This is a genomic window from Paenibacillus sp. EB106-06-01-XG199, from assembly GCF_058791575.1.
In genome coordinates, this window is the sequence record NZ_JBYTDQ010000004.1 from 534,680 (window position 1) to 552,098 (window position 17,419).

The following is a 17,419-nucleotide window of genomic DNA, read 5'->3' on the forward strand; positions in this document are numbered from 1 at the left end:
CGCAGAATGCGTTCGTGTGCAAATGCAGTGGCTCCGCACCGAAATGAGACGGTCCTATACCCGAAAAGAAGATACCGAAATGGTCGAGAATTTTGAGCGATATAGCACCGGATTTTGGCAAGGATTGTTTGCGTGTTACGATACGCCGTACCTACCAAGGACAAATAATGACCATGAACAACAGTGTCTCGAAAACCGTGTTTGTTTGTTAATTGGGCAGACCTAGAAAAAAAACAACAGGGCAATTTTATCGCCTGTTGTTTTTTTATATAGACAAATGCAGGAGGTATACAAAGTTACTAATAGATGACGTAGAAGGTTGATCCCGTTGAATTATTAGAACTAATTAAATTTAATTCAATCTTGTAGTAACCATATAGTTTAGTTATTAAGGATTCCTTATTGTTCAATTGTCCTAAGTAAGTTCGGTTATTATATTGATCAATAGCATGTACAGTGCAAATATCTCCAAATTGACCATTTAACACGACTTTTATTTGCCCATTCATGTAAATAGGTACGGTTTGCTGTCCAACCTGTGCCCATTCTGTTCCTTGTAAAGTAACATTGCCTAAGGGTTGCGTTTCTTGTGACAGCAACGTGTTGTTTGTAACAGCTTCTTCAGCGAAAATTGCACTTGTAGGTGCTAGAACCATCATTAGAGTAGCAAAACTAGATACTGTTATTTTTTTTATATGATTCAACGTAAACATCTCCTTTAGATATATATATTGAATTAAATAATTTAGCCATCATTAGTATGTGTTTTTTTTCACGAGTAATATAAAAAAATATTCTCGTTAAATCGAAATCAAACTTTCATTTAAACTAATTCCGAGAAAAAACTTAAATACCAAAAAAAATTAAAGTAAGTTAGATGCTACTAAACTTTATTTTTCATGGCACACGCTCCTTTGGGAAACACTGAGTTATATTACAATTAAACACTAGCATATATTGCAATAAAATTCAATATTATTCCACTTAATTTAGAATGGTAAGCGTTATGTCAGAGTGCTAGTAAATGATGTTGAGCAACATGTTAAGCGTAATGGAAATCTTATAAAGATTGGAATTCAATCAGGGAAAGGTCGCCGAGTTTGTACCGGGCTTCGAAATCCAGCTTCCCTCCCCGTGCAAGTTTGGATTGAGCTTTTTTAGATATTCTACCTGTGCTTTCAAATAGGCATTTTCCTCTTCGGCACTGCTAAAGATAATCTGGATTTCGCTTTTAATGCCAAACTTCTCCATGATCCGGCTGTACGCCCAACCTTCTCCCACTCGCAGACGAACAGCTTCTTTCTTCGTGTCCTCACTGTATCGATTAAATGTTTGACCTTTCTTTGCTCGCATAGTAAAGATCCCCTCCGGTTTTTAGATGTTGAGATCATTCTAACATGATCTCTTTTTTCACTTTCTACCTTGAGGGGATAATACCACATGGATTGCCGGGGAGCGCCCTTTTTTCGTTCCGCCTGGTTTAAACCAGGCGGATTGGATGTAGCCACTATTAAAGGGATCGGTCTGCTAAATGGTTATACTCCGGAATGAACAGCTTATGATGAAGTACATAGAAAAGGCCCGATTTTGGTTCCTTCAGCTTGAAGTTAAAAACCCTGAAATCATCTTCTGCCATTTCATACGAGAATGAGCAGCCGGAGTTGAGAAAGCCTGACAAGTATACGACATGCTCTTGTTAATAATATGAGCCGGATTGCTTATCATGTTGTATCTGAATCGTTAGGCAGGCTTATTACGCTCCATCTGATAAATTCATGGCTGGCTTTCTTATATTGATTGCAGAGGAAAGGAGGGGTTGAAATGAAGAGAACCAAATCGATTGTTTTCAAAATGTGGACAGGCGTGAAGTCTGCTGGTCGTCATGTTTGGGAGTATATGAAATCCAAAGAGGGACGTCAGACGTTAATTCAAATTGTCCTTATTGCTATCAGGTATGTCTTAGGTCAGTAATTCAAAAGCGTTCAGGTGGTGTATCCCGCTTGGACGTTTTTTTGTTTGACTAAAGTATATTGATCCGGAATGGAAAGAAAGCAGAGGTCTAAGAACGGTGGGGCTGATGCTACCGGCTCTAAGGCGGCAAGAGCGCCTGACCAAGATACGTCACCGCCGAATGACGGGGCTGCGCAGTTGGAATCGCTACATCTGGCGAAATGGAGAATTTGTTGTTTGGGTCGAGGATGCCTTGAAACAAGAGAATCTCTTGAATCGGCTGAGCTGTGTGGAATGTGAGTGTTACCTTCGCGAACGTAAGGGATGGGAATCCCGACTACTCGAAGGTAACAAACGCCTTCGCTTCCGCCGAGACCCTAACCGTTATTTACAGTGTCTCGAAAACCATGTTTGTTTGTTAATTGGGCAGACCTAGTTAAATAAATCACAAAGATAGATAGAACTTTTCTATTCATTTATCAGAAATGTTAAATTCCTCTTATGTTTATGTGATTTGTCAGTTATAATAAACGTCACTCGACTGATCTTTCCACCTGACTTAAGTAAGGGAGGTATTTCGTGAACATGTCAAAAGAGATCATTATTCGTGACGCTGCAGAAAGTGAGCGCGAAGCCATTGCCGAAGTGCTGCTGTCCGCATACAGCCAATATTCTGCCGGCATGCCTGAGCCGCAGTGGGAAGCGTACCGGAATTCAATCCTTGATTCCGTACACGGGAATGCCCCGTTCGCGCGGATCATTGCTGAAACCGGCCAGCAGATTGTCGGCAGCGCACTGTTGTTCACCTCTTCGGAAACGGCCTACGGCAAGCCCGAGCTTGGCATCCACTCCCCTGTACTGCGCCTGCTTGCCGTCTCCCCTGACGTACGCGGCCGCGGCGTTGCTGCACTCCTGATTCGGGAAGCCGCCCGGAGGTCCCGTGAGTTGGGCGCCTCCACCCTGAACCTGCACACCTCGGATATGATGGTCTCGGCGATCAGGCTCTACGAACGGCTGGGCTTCAAACGGCATTTCGAGACCGATATTATAAACGGGAATACTCTGGTTAAAGGTTTCCGGCTGGATCTGCAATCCTTCCCCGGTGCTCAGAGGGAACAACCCCTAACCACAAGAATAGGCTAGCCCATGGGCCAGCCTATTCTTGCAAAAATGTTGAACTTCCCCTTACGTCGTGAGAATCCGTTTGTCCTTGGCCGCCTTCAGCCAGTGCGGAAATTCATTGAGCAGCCTGTCGTACAGCTCGTCATCCGATACTCCTTCAATCCGGTCCAAGTGAACAAAGTCCGCATTGTCCACGACTCTGCCGGTCATGTTGTCCAATCCTTCCAGCACTTCGAAATCCGAATTGCCGATCCCGACAAACTGCCAGAATATCGGCTGGACAGCTGCCTTCATAATCACCTTTTTGGTTAATTTCAAGACGCCTCCGTCATTGATAAATATGATGAATACCGGAGTAGAATCCTTATCTTCTTTGGTATACTTGCGGATCACATCCTCCATCACCGGAGGTTCATTGTTCCGCCCGAATTTATGAATCGAAGGATTTTTTAGAATATGTCTTTGTACATATTGTTCAAAGTCCCGTTCCGTAACCGGGGGCAGCCGGCTGAATTCGTTATCGTACACCCAGACATCCAGCGAGCCATTGTCGTCAAATTTGCAGGCAACGGCCAGTATCCGTTCTACGACCTCCTGCACGATGCCGCGGGTATACAGATCTCTCATCGAGCCGCTGATATCCAGCACAACCCCAACCCGGGCCGTTACTCCGGTCAACTGCTTCTTTTCGAGTGTGAACTGAACTATTTTTTTGCGCAGATCAATGGTAGACAGGACAGAATTCTTTACAGGTTCCGGTGGAGCAGACAGCTCGGCTGGTGCTGGCGGCAGTGTGGGTGAAGGCGGTGCCAGCACTTCAGCTGCAGCAGCAACCTCCGCAGAACCTGCCTCTTCCACTTCAAGTCCAAAATTGACGCATAGAGCAGCCAAGCCTCCATTAAAACCGCTGCCGATGGCGTTAAATTTCCACTCCCCGTTATGGCGGTATAATTCTCCTGCTACGATCGCTGTCTCATCGGATAAATCAGAGCCATACTCAAAACGGAGCAGTTCCTCGCCGCTCTGACGATCCTGGAGCTTCAGATAAAGGCCGGATACATCTTTCATACGGTGATTCAGCTGTTCGCCTTCATAGATAGTCAATGTCAAGGCGATCCGGGCAACCTGCTGCGGCAGACGGGACAATGAAACCGAGAGACTTTCTTTATCTCCCTGCTTCAAGACTGTGTGTGTTACGGCTCCATCCTGTGATACCGGATTTCCATAGAAAATAAAGTCCTCATCACGTTCGCAGCGTCCCCGCTCCGACAACAGAAAAGCAGCGGCATCTATCCCCATCTCTTGATTAGCGGTTGACCATCCGAAGGATAACGTAAGCTCATATACGTTTTTCCCTTTAGTTACATCTACCTTTTGACCCTTTAGCAGCTGCAGCATAACCTCATCTCCTCATTCCTCGATGTACTCTTCCAATTTTTCATATATAAGGAGTATCATACTCACAAGGTTTTGTAAAATTGCTAGATTGTATTTACCCCCTCACTACTTTAGTATTAATGATATACCTGATAGATAAGGGGCTTTACCAAATGAACTTTACAGCAATTGACTTTGAGACGGCGAATTCCAGCCGCTCCAGCGCCTGCTCCCTGGGTCTTGTCCAGGTTAGAGAAGGCGTTATTACAGCCGAGCATGTCTGGCTGATTGACCCGCGCCAGCGGTTTGACGGGATGAACATTGCTATTCACGGGATCACGCCGTCAATGGTCCAGGGGCAGCCTACTTTTGCTGAGCTGTGGCCATTGCTCGAACCGCTGCTGCAAGGCGAAATCGTTGTGGCGCATAATGCCGCCTTCGATATGAGCGTGCTGCGTTATTGTCTGGATGCCTCAGGGACCAGCTACCCGAATTTTCAATATATGTGCACCTATCTGCTGGGAAAAAAAATGCTCCAGGAGTTGCCTTCCCATAAATTGAATGTAATCTCACAGCATTTCGGCATCCGTCTGAAGCATCATGACGCACTTGATGATGCCCGGGCTGCGGCTATCATCTTATTGAAGCTGATGGAACAGCAGCAGCAATTCGAACCGCTGCTGCTCGCGGACAGTCAAGGCTATAAAGCCGGAACGATGTATTCGGGCGGATATACTCCTTTTAAATCACCACCCAAAAAAGCAGCAAAGAAACCCGGCAAAAAACGGGTTCCGCTGCTCCCGGCAGCACCTTTTGAGCAGCGCTTCTGAGACAGCCCGGCAACCCGCTGTGGATCAAAATAAAGAGCAGGTCTTCTCCGTTACTCGAGAAGACCTGCTCCTTGCTTTTTTTTGACGACTCTAGATTTTCGACCGGTAAACCGCCTTGTTCTCCAGTCCGCGGATAAACGGTGTCCATTCTTCGGTTTCCGGGGTCGTATCCAGCGCATCCTCCACCATCTGCAGCTTGGCATCCATCGCATCGATATGATGCAGCGCCACCGCTTCCGCCGTTTGCGGCTGAACGGGGCTTCCCCATTCGCCCAGATTATGATGGGATAAGACCAAATGCTGCAGCGCGATAACCTTTTCCGAATCCAGAGTAAAACCTAAACGAATCGCGGCCTCGGTAATCCAGTTCGACGCCATCGAGATATGACCGATCAGCTTCCCCTGCACACTGTAATCCGACACAATGCCAAACTGGGAAATCATCTCCTCTGGCTTGGCGATATCATGCAGAATGATTCCCGCCTTCATCAGATCAGGGTTCAGGAACGGACGCTGTTTGCATAGAAAATCACCAATCTCCAGCATCCGCACCATATGATAGGCAAGTCCGGCAAAATAAGCATGATGATAGGTCTTGGCTGCGGGATAATGCATCAGCTTCTCTTCCACCTTACCGACGCAGAAAGAGACGATTGCGGAAATCTCCTGATCGGCAATGCTGCTCATCACCCCTTTAATCGTATGGATAAGATCAACAGGACGGATTGGCGCAGAGCGGATAAAATCAGTGAGTGATACACCGTCCGTCTCATTGGCCAGTCTGATCTTGCTAATCTTGACCTGCAGTTTCTCACGGTAGGTATGCGCTATGCCGCGCACCTTCACCAGAGCCATGGGGAAAAAGGTTTCTTTGTCAGTTGTGCTGACATCCCAAAATTTAGCTGTTATCTGACCGCTTGAATCACCGAGTACAATATCAAAATAATCCTTTGGAGGAGTACCGTTTGTCTGTTTGAGCGTCAGCTCCCGTAACAGATAGAACCCGACAAATTCGTCCTGCGGAGATAGCTGTTTAATTAGTGTCATGTTGGAGCCTCCCATTACTAGCAGGTATTATATCCTGCTGTGTATATTAAACTTTTGACATTCACCTTCGAAATCCCTTTAAATTACTATACGATAACGATTCATAATTATGCCCGGCCTGTACCAAGCCGGTCAATAGCCTTTGCTTATAGCATAAAAAGAGGCTATCCAGAGCCATTTGCAGGGCCCTGAATAACCTCCTCTATAGACGTTGCTGAATTATTTGCCTGCTGCTTCCAGCGCAGCTTTGATTGCTTCGACTGCTTTGGCGGAAACATCCTTCTCAGCATCATTAGCTCCGAAGGCTGCCGGACGGTATCCGTATTTATGCAGGCCATTCGTGCTGGAAGTAGACTCAATTTCTGTCTTCACCGCAAGCTCAGCCGGTGTTAATAGATATGGGGTCTTCACTTTTCCGGCACCGTCGAGATAATAGACCAGCATCAACACAGGGATATTATTTTTGACAGTAACCATAACATTGACGGATTTGTCGGCACTTGCTCCAATGAAAATTCCATCGAAGTAAGCTGCTTTGTCGGTTTCTACAACTTCAGCTTTACCATAAGCTCTGTCTACGGCAGCTTTCAGTGCATTGCTGCTGCTTGTAGCACCGGAGATGGCATCTACTGATTGTACACCTTCTCTTGTTCCTGCAGCAATGAAGCTGGTCGTCAGCTGCGGAATTGCTTTTTGAACTTCAGCATAAGCCGCTTTACCTAAATCCACCATATTCATACCTACACGGGAAAGAGCAACATTCACAATCTTACCGTTGCGCAGAGTAACGTCTGCTCTGTTGGTTCCTTTATCATAAGCATCACCGAAAGCGGTGAAAGTGCCGTCTTTATAAGTGCCTTGTACTTTGGAAGCATTGGTCAAAGCGTCTGTCAGAGCTGCTTTTGCCGCTTTGGACAAAGCTTCTTGACCCGGAACATCCGTCAAATCCACGCCTTGTTCAAGCAAACCTGCAGTCAGCAGTCCAACTACAGTTTTCTGTTCAGGTGTCAGCTTGTCATCGGCAATAATTTTGCCGTCAGCTGCAAAGAGGCTTACTTTAATGCCGCTTACTTTGTCGGCAGCAATGTCGACCAGCAGCAGAACTTTGTTCTGGTTGTCTACGCCGGCGAATTTGCCTTCAAAATATTGGCCTTCTGCAGGAACTTTCAGCGCCTTCTCGAAAGCTCTTTCTACAGCTTGGTTCCAGCCATGGCTGCTTTCGGTAGCGCCGGAAATACCGTCTACCTTCTCATCATAATTGGCCAAATAAGAACCGTTGGCAAGCAATTTGGCTGTCATTGGTGCATTTGCTTTCACAACTTCTGCATAAGCAGTTGCGCCTCTGTCTACCAGATTGGAACCCAGTCTGTACAGCTTCACATCTACCAGCTTGCCGTTGCGGATAACGATATCGGCTCTTTCCACGCCTACGCTTCTTGCAGTACCGTAGGAAGAGTAGAATCCGTCAACATAAGCGGAAGTGTTGTTGATGAGGGCGTTCTGCTCTGCATCCCAGAATGCCTGGATTGCAGCTTTGGATTCAGCTTCAAATCCGGCTACAGGTTGTGCGGAGGAACCGTTTGCGAGCAGTACAGGCGTGATTGCCGCAATCGTTGCAGTTTGCTCTGCAGTGTAGGTTTTTTCATCCACGAAATCTCCGCTTGTTGTCAGCGGATACAGTTTAACCGCAGTCAGCTTGGCAGCATCGTAGGTTGCGAATACCGCATATTTACCTTGAGGGTCGATACCCATGATGTCGCCTTTGAAATAAGTGGCGTCAGCCGGTTTTACTTTCAGCGCTCTTTCAAACGCTCTGTCTACCGACAATTTCCAGCCGTTGCTGGAGCGGGTTGCGCCGGAAACAGCATCCACTGCAGCAGCTCCGACTCTTGTCTTGCCGAGCAGTCTGTCTTTCATCAGACCATATGCCGCCCAGAGGCCGCTGTAATTCTCACGGACATTTCTGTCGATCAGCTTCGGAGATGTTCTCAGCAGATCAATGGAAGCGATTTTGCCGTCTTTAATCGTTACTTTCGCGCCTTCGGTACCTTTGGAGTAAGCATCGCCGTAAGCTACATATACCCCGTCTTGATACACTTCTTGTTGAACCGTTACAGGCTTAGCAGTAGCGGCCGGTTTAGCTGTGGCTGCTGGTTTAGCTGTTGCAGCCGGTTTAGCTGTGGCTGCTGGTTTAGCTGTTACAGCTGGTTTGGCTGTTGCAGCTGGCTTGGCTGTTGCAGCTGGCTTAGCAGTCGCTTTGGGCGTTGCAGCCGGTTTCTTTGTTGCTGCTGGCTTCGCAGCCGCTTTAGGCGTTGCAGCCGGTTTCTTTGTTGCTGCTGGTTTTTCAGTCGCTTTGGGCGTTGCAGCCGGTTTGGCTGTTGCCTTTGGTGTTGCTTCCGGTTTAGCCGTTGCTTCTTCCGAAGCGGCAGAAACCGCATCCACCTTCAAATTCAGTGCAGGTGCATTAATTGTGTAAGCGATTGGCGCAAGCAACAAGGCTGCGCTTACAGTCAAAGAAATCAGTTTTTTCAATGAGTATTCTCCTTTACCATATCCCCAGTAGTATGTAGCACTTTACAGCTGTTCTTCCGTTTGACTATCTCTCATCCCTTCTTAAGAAGAAGATCCAGCTTCCTCCTAAGAGGTCATCCCCCCTTTCCCGTCCCCCGTCAGCTATCCCATGCACCATAGAAGAGCTCTTACGGATATCCTATTTAAAAGGTGAAAAAAATCACATAGATAGGTGAATTAATTCACATTTATTAGTTCATGTCTGCTAGAGGCAATTTCTGGCTTGATGGTATCAAATCAAAGCTTGGCTTCTCTGTACATAAAATCACATACCCTATTAGAAACATCACTATTTTCATTTTATTTTAATTCAATAATTTTTTTATCTCTCAAATACTCCCATTTACTCCGTCATATGATAATAATGTGATGTCCTGTATTGAACTTACTAAGAGGATTATGATACTTTATAACGATGTCATGTTAATGAAAAGGAGCGTTCACTACGTTGAATCAGCCCTCTATCGGCGTCATTCTCGCCCAAATCGGAACACCTGACGCCCCCACTGCCAAGTCGGTACGCCCTTATCTGCGGAGGTTCCTGTCCGACCGCCGGATCATTGATTATCCCCCTCTGCTGTGGCAACCGCTGCTGCGCGGAGTTATTTTACGGGTAAGGCCACGCCGGTCTGCCAAGCTCTACAGCGAAATCTGGCTCAAGGAAGGTTCCCCGCTGCTGCTTCATTCACAGGCCCAGGTGGCCGGACTGCAAAAGCTGCTCGGCAGCCGTTATCAGGTGGAGCTGGGTCTTGCCTACAGTGAGCCCGGCATGGAACAGGCTTTTGCCAAACTAGAGTCCTCTGGAGTGAACCGGATCATCGTGGTCCCCTTGTTTCCGCAATATTCTTCTACTACCACAGCATCCGTCTACGACGCCGCCTGCTTTGCCGCTCTCGGACGCCGCAGCGCTGCCGGACCGGTATCCAAACGTTTTGTACCCGCACTCCGGTTTATGGAAGCCTACTATAATGCACCGGGGTATATCCTTGCCATGAAAGAGCTTTTACTGCGAGAACTACGTAAAATAAACACCATACCGGATTACTTCGTGCTGACCTTTCACGGGATTCCCAGCAGGTATGCAGAGACCGGAGACCCCTACCCGGAGCAGTGTCTGGAAACGGCCCGCCTGCTTGCAGAAGCGATGAATTGGGCGTCCGGGGATTGGCAAATCTCATTTCAATCCCGTTTTGGCCGCGAGGAATGGATCGGGCCATCTACAGAGGAGGTACTGAAGGGGCTGGCCGGACGCGGGATTCAGCGGCCGATGATTTTTTCACCCGGACTTGTGACCGACTGCCTGGAGACATTGCATGAGCTTGCTGTGGAAGGAAGAGAGCAATTTGCTGCCGGAGGTGGACAAGCAGACTCCTTCCATGCCGCCCCCTGTTTGAACGACAGTGAAGAATGGCTGGACTTTCTGGCCCAACAGGTCAGTGAGAATGCTCAAGGCTGGCTGAAGGAAGCTGTTTTATAGTGCATTTGAACCCATTGTAAATAAAGTATCTTTATAGAATGAACTTGAAGAATATAATCTATATATCAAAGAAATAAGCCGCCCCTTGCGCAGATGAACACTGCGGACAGGGCGGCTTATTAAATGCGGTTATGATAGAACTGTGCACCAATCTCATGCAGTCAGTTGTTTGTATTTGGAGGTCAGTTCCTCAAACCATTGTTTGTCCTGGAGGGACAGTGCAAAATCAATCAGTTCGGCAATTTCTCCCGGCTGCAGTTCCGGTGAATCATTAAAGCTGACTTCCGCAGATACCGTTGCCGCTCCATCTGCGCCTTCGGTAAAATCATAGGAGAAGCTGAGCTTGATGTCACTCTCCAGAAATTCATTGCGCAGGAAGTAGAGCACTTCACACATCAGAACCGGTCTGACATGATTGTCGAAAACACATTCCATAACTTTTGCCCAGTAATGCTGGTTGTTGAGATGCAGCTTGTCATTCGTTAAGAGATATTGTTCTCCTTGAAAATCATTCACAAATCTCAACTCAAGCGGCTCCATTTTAAAAATACCGGCAATTTGCTTTATAGTAATATTCACGATGTCCTGCGTTTCTAATTTGATCATCTCATCCACCCCGTTCCATATATTTGAACTTTCAATCATTTTGTCTGATAATCACGATTTGGCAATAATTTTAATTAATTTATAGGTATTATCGTCTATTTTCATTATTTTGTTAATGTTTTTCATTAAAATTTTATAATAATTAGTTTCAATATGTGATGAAATGGTTAAATATATGCCCTCAAATCTAAGAGAATACCTTTCCCCTGCGACTTCCGACTCAAAAAAGGGCTTCCCCCTCATGTTGCCGCACACCGCCATATAAGGACCAATTTCATAGCGAAATGGGGTGTCTCTGTCTGCATTCAGACTAAGAGACACCCCATTTAGTAGAGCGCATTCTATTTAATTGAAACTAGTCACTGTAAGATTAAGACCGCCTTAGCAAAATAATGTTACCAGCTGGATTCCCTCTTCCGGAGAGATGCGTACCAGTCCTTTATCCGAAATCCGTAAGGTGGGAATTACAGCAAGCGCAAGCAGTGACAACGTCATAAAAGCATAATTCAGTGTGCAGCCCGCATCGTACAGAGCTTTGCTGATAGCAGCGGACTGGGCGGCTGCGGTCTCAAACGGTTCTGCGGACATAAGTCCGGCAATCGCAAGCGGGAATAAGGTCGTGCCGCCGCCGGTAATTACAGCCACTCCACCCTGCGCTTCAGCTACAGCTCTGGCTGCCTTGGCCATCAGTTCATCATCGTTGCCGATGATCAGCACATTGTGGCTGTCGTGGGCAACGGTCATGGCGATTGCCGCCGGTTCATGGAAGCCAATCCCCTCCACAAGCCCGACCGATTTGTTGCCGGTTCCTTTATGCCGTTCGAATACAGCGATTTTGCATAGGCCGTCTCCCACCTGCAGCTTGCCGTCCTTCACAGGACGCTGCACAATGAGTTCACCGGTCTCCACATGGTTCTCAATGACCTTAATGACCCGGACAGCAACATTGCCCGACTCCACGGGAGCATGGATAATAAAATCATCCGGAACCGGAAGCTGCGGCAAATGAACGGACGCCCGCACTTCCTGCGGGTAGGTGAATGCCGGCAGCGAGGCCGTCATGATGCCATTCTCGGCCACGACCACACCTGCGGCAATAGTCATAACGACGTTGACATCGGCCAAATTTCCGTCCAGCAAAATAATATCTGCACAGGAGCCCGGAGTAATTGAGCCGATATCGCGGGCTACCCCGAAGCGCTCGGCGGTATTGATCGTTGCCATCTGGAAGGCAGTGACAGGCTTCACACCCTGGGAAATGGCATGGCGCACCACAAAATCCATATGGCCTTCATCCCGCAGTGATTCCGAGCTGCGGTCATCGGTAACGAGCATCATCCGGCGCGTGTCCAGCCCGTGTTCGGTATGCGCTGTGATCGTCTTCGCCACATCATGCCAGGCGGAACCGCGGCGCATTTTGGCATACATCCCCAGACGGACACGCTCGATCACATCTTCTGCGGTAACACACTCATGGTCACCGGTTACACCCGCTGCCGCATAGACCGGTAGTCTCCAGTCACTGGACGGCCAGGTAAAATGCCCATCCACATATCTGCCGGCCCGCAGCGTAGCCTGGATCTCGCCGAGCATTTTCTCATCGCCGTAGACTACACCCGGAAAGTTCATCACCTCACCGAGGGCAATGACATCCGGGCCCCAGGTATAAGCCTCCGCCACTTCCTCCGGTCCGATAGAAGCGCCGGTTGTCTCGAATTCAGCTCCCGCCGAAGGCACACAGGACGCTACCTGCATATAAGCGGCAAGCGGTGTGCCGCGCATCTCATCCAGCATCAGCTTAATGCCCTTCAGTCCGAACACATTGGCAATCTCATGTGCGTCGAAGAACCCGCCAGTTGTCCCGAGCGGCAGGACCGCACGGGCAAATTCCGTTGCTGTCAGCTGTGTGCTCTCAATATGACAATGTCCGTCAAGCAGTCCCGGAGCGATATATCTGCCGGCTGCATCAATGACCTGCGTGCCTGCTCCTATCGTGTGCGAAACATCCTTGCCGACATAGGCGATGCGTCCCCCCTGTACCGCAACAGACATTCCCTCCAGAATTTCACCGGAGATTACATTGACCAGCTTCCCGCCGGTTATTACCAAAGATGCCGGCTGATCGCCGCGGGCTGTAGCCACAAGCTCAGGCACACAATCCGCCAAAGGTTTTCTAATATAAGTCACGACTTCCACTCCCCTCCGATATCTTGCATATAGCTACAAACTGAGTTACAGCGTTAAACAACTATGACCTTTTATTTCAAGCGGAAACGGCTTCGCCGTCCTTAAAAGGACGGTATCCGTTTCAGCGGGAAATAGAAGGATAATTTATAGCCTGAAGCATATAAATTTTAAGAAAAACGGCCTTACTGTCCTTTGCAGGACGCAAGCCGTTTCTTGGTTAAAGCGCGGGCCGTCCGTTTAATCCGGACAACACCTGTTCCCTACATTCGACCGGCTGCAGTATTCAACCGATTATCTTACTTTTGCATCATATACGTCAAGTGCCGCCTGAACGCCAAGCCCGGCGGGAACAGCATGCCCATGCCGCAGCAGCGCCCCCTCCAGCGCACCGAGCAGGCGCAGCACATTATTCTCCCGGCAGCTGAAGCCCATCGTGCCGATGCGCCAGATCCGCCCTTTTAACGGCCCGAAGGAACTGGCAATCTCAATGCCGAAGCGTTCCAGCAGCATCGTCCGCACGCCTTCCCCGTCAACGCCCTCCGGAATCAGCACACAGGTCACCACCGTAAGTTTGCTCTGCGGATCTCCGTACAGCTTCAGCCCCATTGCCGTAAGTCCGGCTACTAGCGCCTCTTCATGCAGCGCATGCCGCGCATGCCGTGCCTCCAGCCCTTCCTCAAGCACCAGCCGCAGGCCTTCGCGCAGCGCATAAAGCATGGAGGTCATCTCTGTATGATGATTCAGCCGCTGAGGGCTCCAATAATCCTGAAGCATTCCCAGGTCAAAATAATTGCTGCGCACAAAATCCAGCGCTTCAGCCCGGACCTCACCGGTCCTCAGGCCACGCTCCACCCGCTTGCGCTTCAGGAGCTTGGCCTCCGCCCGTGCATTGTACGTAACCGGAGCCATGCCCGAAGGAATGGACAGGCATTTCTGCGTGCCGCCGATCACGGCATCCAGCATCCAGGCATCTGTCTCCACGGGCACACCTCCGATCGTTGCCACTGCATCCACAATCAGCAGGGCATCCTGCTCACGGCAGGCCCGCCCGATGTCAACCAGCGGCTGCACACGTCCCGTGGAAGTCTCTCCATGTACGATTGCCACGATATCAGGCTTGAAGCTCTTCATGGCTGCAATCACTTCCTCGGGGTCAAACACGCAACCCCATTCCTTCTCAAGCGTCAGCACCTCTGCCCCGCAGCGTTCGGCGATTTCATGCAGCAAATGGCCAAAGCGGCCAAAAATCGGGATCAGCACCCGGTCCCCCAAAGCAATCAAACTGACCATTGCCGCTTCAATTCCGGAGCGTGAAGTGCCGTCCACAGGGAAAGCCCATTGATTGTCCGTAACGAACAGTTCCCGCAGCATCTCCATCGTTTCATTCATAATACCCGTAAATTCGGGATCGAACTGTCCCAATACCGGAAAAGACATGGCCCGCAGCACGCGCGGATCGACTTCCACCGGGCCCGGGGTCATAATGCACCGCAGAGACGGCGACAAATCTTCGTACCGCTTCATAATCATCTCTCCCTAGGCTAACTCAGCTCTCTTTATAGGCTAATTCATATAACATAGCTGTTAAGACATCCAGCCCGGTTGCCAGCTCCTCCGGCGACGAGTATTCATCCGGGGAATGGCTGATTCCCGCCCGGCTGGGCACAAAAATCATGGCTGTCCGGCATCCGGATGCAAACAGCTGGGCATCATGCCCTGCTCCGCTGATCATGGTACGGAAGGTTCTTCCCTGACTCAGGCAAATCTGCTCCAGCGTTCTGCTCAGGTCTTGATCCATAGGCACAGGCGCTGTGGACAACGTCGTGACCACTTCCAGCGCCAGTCCCCGTCTGGCTGCAATGTCCTCAAATCCGGCCAACACTCCAGAACAGAAGCTCTCCAGCCTTTTCGCCTCACTGTGGCGGATGTCCAGCGTAAACTGCACGTCCCCCGGAATAACATTGGGTGTGCCCGGGTAAACCTCAAGCCTGCCTGAAGTGGCTACCAGCGGATCTCCGGCTTCCACCGCAGAGCGTTCCAGCTCCAGCAGCATTTCCGCTGCACCGGCAAGCGCATCCCGCCGGTGCAGCATCGGCGTTGTGCCGGCATGATTGGCAGTCCCGCCGACCTTAACGGTAAAGCGCCTCTGTCCGGCGATGGCCTGCACGACCCCAATCTGCAGCGCGGATTGTTCCAGCACAATTCCCTGTTCAATATGCAATTCGACAAAAGCGCCGATATCTGTTCTGGCTGCCGTTTGTCCTGCCGCAACAGCTTTATGATCTCCGAGATCCCGGAGATCTCCTGGCGGGTGCTCCGAGCTTAAACCGCAGGCCTCCATTGCTGATTTTATCGTTACACCCTCTGAATCGGCGGCAGTCTCAGCTTCGCTCCCATCATACAGGCCCGTAACATGGCCCGAGCCCCAGAAGGTCAAGGGAAACCTGCTGCCTTCTTCTTCGCTGAAGGATACAACCTCCAGGGTCTGCAGCGGCTGCCCGAAGGTCTGCTGCAAATAATTCAGAGCCGTCATGGCGGCGGCTACTCCATAAGCGCCGTCATATTTGCCGCCGTTCAGAACCGTATCAATATGAGATCCGGTTAATATCACTTTACTGTCCGGTTGTGATCCGCCGAGCCGTCCATAAACATTCCCCACCCTGTCTGTCCTGACCGCCAGGCCCATCCCGGCCATCCGCTCCTGCAGGAGCTGCTGGGCCTGAAGCCATTCCGGTGTGTACAACAGTCTGGTAACCCCGGGTCCGGGGGCGCTGAAAGCGGCAAGCTCCTCCAGCAGCAGCAGCATCTCCCGGGCCGGTGCCTGAATCAGCGGCGTATTCATATAGAGGGCTCCCCTTCATATATCCGCAGCCATTCCCCGCCGCCTTCGGCCACCACACCTTGTTCCGCGTTGTAGACAACCGTACCCCGGCTGAGCGTTGCCATTACCTTGCAGGACAAGGTCATTCCGGTATAAGGACTATGTTTATGACGGTATAACAGATCTTCTGCCGCCAAGGTATAGGAGTGATCCGGATTCAGCAGTACCAGATCGGCATCCAGCCCGGGTGCGATTGAGCCTTTACGGTGATCCAGTCCGAAACGCCGCGCCGGAAGTCCTGACAGCAGCGCAGAAATCTGAGTAACTGGCAGTCCACGCACATTTACCCCTTCGTGGAACATCAGTTCCAGGCTGCTCTGTGCGCCGGAAATACCGCCCCACGCTTCAAAAAAAGACAATCCGGGAGCAAGCTTAAGCTCTGTCGGACAAGGCGAATGGTCCGAGGCGATGAGATCGATTTTACCGTCTGCGAGTACCTTCCACAAGCTTTCTTGTTCCTCCAGGCTGCGCAGCGGGGGTGCACATTTGGCCAGCGGTCCCAGTTCCTCCATACTATCCTCATTCAGGATGAGATAGTGGGGGCAGGTTTCCGCAGTAACATCTAGGCCGTGCAGCTTGGCAGCATGAATCATATCAATCGCGGCAGAAGTGCTGATATGCACAAAGTGCAGCCTGCAGCCGGTTCGCTCACTGTATAGCAGCGCTCTGGCTACCGCCTCCAGCTCAGCTTCCGCCGGGCGGGAAGCGGCAAAATCACGCGCTCCAGTCCGCCCGCTGCGCAGGGCGTCGGCCGACAACGCCGCCGTCAACTCCTCACTCTCTGCATGCAGTGCAAGAATGCCGCCAAGCGCAGCAATTTTCTTCATCCCTTGGTACAGCGTATCATCGTCCACCTCGCGGAATCTCCCCTCCCCTTCACCGCCGGGGTTGGAGATAAAAGCCTTAAAACCAGTAACCCCTGCCGCTGCCAGCTGCTCCAAATCTTCCAGATTACCGGGAACGAGTCCGCCCCACAGAACATAATCCACTGCAGAGTTCCCGGATGCGGCTTCTGCCTTGAGCTGCAGTGCAGCTTGATTGACCGTTGGCGGGCTGCCGTTCAGCGGCATATCCGCATAACAGGTGATGCCTCCTGCCGCCAGCGCCGCCGAACCGGTACGGAAGCCTTCCCAATGGCCCAGTGCCGGTTCATTGAAGTGGACATGCATGTCAATCATGCCCGGCAGCACATATAGCCCTTCCGCATCAAGGATGCGGGTATCCGCACCTGCCGCAAGCTGCTTGCCGAGGGCAGCGATCTTGCCGTCCTTCACCCCGATATTCAGCTTAAGCACTTCCCCGGGGAGCACTACATCTCCATTTTTGATGATAAGCTCATAGGTTTCTTCCATGAATCGGTCACCCCCGGTC

The 17,419-nt window shown here is 50.1% G+C and carries 13 protein-coding genes and 2 pseudogenes; 4 read left to right on the plus strand and 11 right to left on the minus strand.

The features are described 5' to 3' along the window. Positions 1 to 299 precede the first annotated feature (299 nt). Positions 300 to 704, minus strand: coding sequence for a hypothetical protein (locus AC3WT9_RS17440; protein ID WP_341090805.1), 405 nt, complete (start codon positions 702 to 704; stop codon positions 300 to 302). Between the two features lie 511 nt (positions 705 to 1,215). Continuing rightward, positions 1,216 to 1,353 (minus strand): annotated as a pseudogene (locus AC3WT9_RS17445) (IS3-like element ISBth8 family transposase); the annotation flags it as partial. Positions 1,354 to 1,821: 468 nt separating this feature from the next. Between AC3WT9_RS17445 and AC3WT9_RS17450 the strand changes: the two are divergent. Beyond that, the gene (locus tag AC3WT9_RS17450) at positions 1,822 to 1,971 is read left to right on the plus strand and encodes a hypothetical protein (RefSeq protein ID WP_341090804.1); all 150 of its coding nucleotides are present in this window, start codon (positions 1,822 to 1,824) and stop codon (positions 1,969 to 1,971) included. Positions 1,972 to 2,529: 558 nt separating this feature from the next. Then, positions 2,530 to 3,093: a GNAT family N-acetyltransferase gene (locus AC3WT9_RS17455; RefSeq protein WP_341090803.1), complete on the plus strand. Its 564-nt coding sequence runs from the start codon at positions 2,530 to 2,532 to the stop codon at positions 3,091 to 3,093. A gap of 42 nt (positions 3,094 to 3,135) precedes the next feature. On the opposite strand, the gene AC3WT9_RS17460 is transcribed toward AC3WT9_RS17455, so the two are convergent. Both AC3WT9_RS17460 and AC3WT9_RS17465 read right to left on the minus strand, forming a co-directional pair. Next, on the minus strand, positions 3,136 to 3,807 hold the full coding sequence (locus AC3WT9_RS17460; RefSeq protein WP_341097583.1) for a vWA domain-containing protein: 672 nt from the start codon (positions 3,805 to 3,807) through the stop codon (positions 3,136 to 3,138). Between the two features lie 192 nt (positions 3,808 to 3,999). Then, positions 4,000 to 4,470 (minus strand): annotated as a pseudogene (locus AC3WT9_RS17465) (TerD family protein); the annotation flags it as partial. A 152-nt stretch (positions 4,471 to 4,622) separates the two neighbouring features. Here AC3WT9_RS17465 and AC3WT9_RS17470 point away from each other — a divergent pair. Beyond that, positions 4,623 to 5,279 carry a 3'-5' exonuclease gene (locus tag AC3WT9_RS17470; protein WP_341090802.1) on the plus strand — a complete coding sequence of 219 codons (657 nt, stop codon included), beginning with the start codon at positions 4,623 to 4,625 and terminating at the stop codon, positions 5,277 to 5,279. Positions 5,280 to 5,369: 90 nt separating this feature from the next. Here the strand turns inward: AC3WT9_RS17470 and AC3WT9_RS17475 are convergent, their stop codons facing one another. After that, positions 5,370 to 6,326 carry a 3'-5' exoribonuclease YhaM family protein gene (locus tag AC3WT9_RS17475; protein WP_341090801.1) on the minus strand — a complete coding sequence of 319 codons (957 nt, stop codon included), beginning with the start codon at positions 6,324 to 6,326 and terminating at the stop codon, positions 5,370 to 5,372. 219 nt (positions 6,327 to 6,545) lie between these two features. Beyond that, positions 6,546 to 8,858 carry an FMN-binding protein gene (locus AC3WT9_RS17480; RefSeq protein WP_341377655.1) on the minus strand — a complete coding sequence of 771 codons (2,313 nt, stop codon included), beginning with the start codon at positions 8,856 to 8,858 and terminating at the stop codon, positions 6,546 to 6,548. A gap of 487 nt (positions 8,859 to 9,345) precedes the next feature. Here AC3WT9_RS17480 and hemH point away from each other — a divergent pair, with 487 nt between their 5' ends. After that, a complete protein-coding gene (gene hemH, locus AC3WT9_RS17485; RefSeq protein WP_341377654.1) occupies positions 9,346 to 10,374 on the plus strand; it encodes a ferrochelatase in 1,029 nt (342 codons plus the stop codon). 153 nt (positions 10,375 to 10,527) lie between these two features. Here the strand turns inward: hemH and AC3WT9_RS17490 are convergent, their stop codons facing one another. The 5 genes from AC3WT9_RS17490 to allB all read right to left on the minus strand — a co-directional run bounded on the left by AC3WT9_RS17490 (position 10,528) and on the right by allB (position 17,400). Next, positions 10,528 to 10,980, minus strand: a complete 453-nt coding sequence (locus AC3WT9_RS17490) for an IDEAL domain-containing protein (RefSeq protein ID WP_341090798.1) — start codon at positions 10,978 to 10,980, stop codon at positions 10,528 to 10,530. A gap of 381 nt (positions 10,981 to 11,361) precedes the next feature. Further along, entirely contained in the window at positions 11,362 to 13,167 is a 1,806-nt protein-coding gene (locus tag AC3WT9_RS17495; protein ID WP_445744953.1) for an adenine deaminase, read from the minus strand. Positions 13,168 to 13,458: 291 nt separating this feature from the next. Beyond that, a complete protein-coding gene (locus tag AC3WT9_RS17500; protein ID WP_341377653.1) occupies positions 13,459 to 14,691 on the minus strand; it encodes a pyridoxal-phosphate-dependent aminotransferase family protein in 1,233 nt (410 codons plus the stop codon). A gap of 22 nt (positions 14,692 to 14,713) precedes the next feature. After that, the gene (locus AC3WT9_RS17505; RefSeq protein WP_341090793.1) at positions 14,714 to 16,009 is read right to left on the minus strand and encodes a Zn-dependent hydrolase; all 1,296 of its coding nucleotides are present in this window, start codon (positions 16,007 to 16,009) and stop codon (positions 14,714 to 14,716) included. Next, positions 16,006 to 17,400, minus strand: a complete 1,395-nt coding sequence (gene allB, locus AC3WT9_RS17510) for an allantoinase AllB (RefSeq protein WP_341377652.1) — start codon at positions 17,398 to 17,400, stop codon at positions 16,006 to 16,008. Before allB ends, AC3WT9_RS17505 begins: the two co-directional genes overlap by 4 nt. Positions 17,401 to 17,419: the final 19 nt, after the last annotated feature.

Bases quoted from the DNA above. Each gene is read 5' to 3' on its own strand.
- AC3WT9_RS17490 (WP_341090798.1), bottom strand. From the start codon at position 10,980: ATGATCAAATTAGAAACGCAGGACATCGTGAATATTACTATAAAGCAA.
- allB (WP_341377652.1), bottom strand. From the start codon at position 17,400: ATGGAAGAAACCTATGAGCTTATCATCAAAAATGGAGATGTAGTGCTC.
- AC3WT9_RS17470 (WP_341090802.1), top strand. From the start codon at position 4,623: ATGAACTTTACAGCAATTGACTTTGAGACGGCGAATTCCAGCCGCTCC.
- AC3WT9_RS17505 (WP_341090793.1), bottom strand. From the start codon at position 16,009: ATGAATACGCCGCTGATTCAGGCACCGGCCCGGGAGATGCTGCTGCTG.
- AC3WT9_RS17500 (WP_341377653.1), bottom strand. From the start codon at position 14,691: ATGAAGCGGTACGAAGATTTGTCGCCGTCTCTGCGGTGCATTATGACC.
- AC3WT9_RS17450 (WP_341090804.1), top strand. From the start codon at position 1,822: ATGAAGAGAACCAAATCGATTGTTTTCAAAATGTGGACAGGCGTGAAG.
- AC3WT9_RS17475 (WP_341090801.1), bottom strand. From the start codon at position 6,326: ATGACACTAATTAAACAGCTATCTCCGCAGGACGAATTTGTCGGGTTC.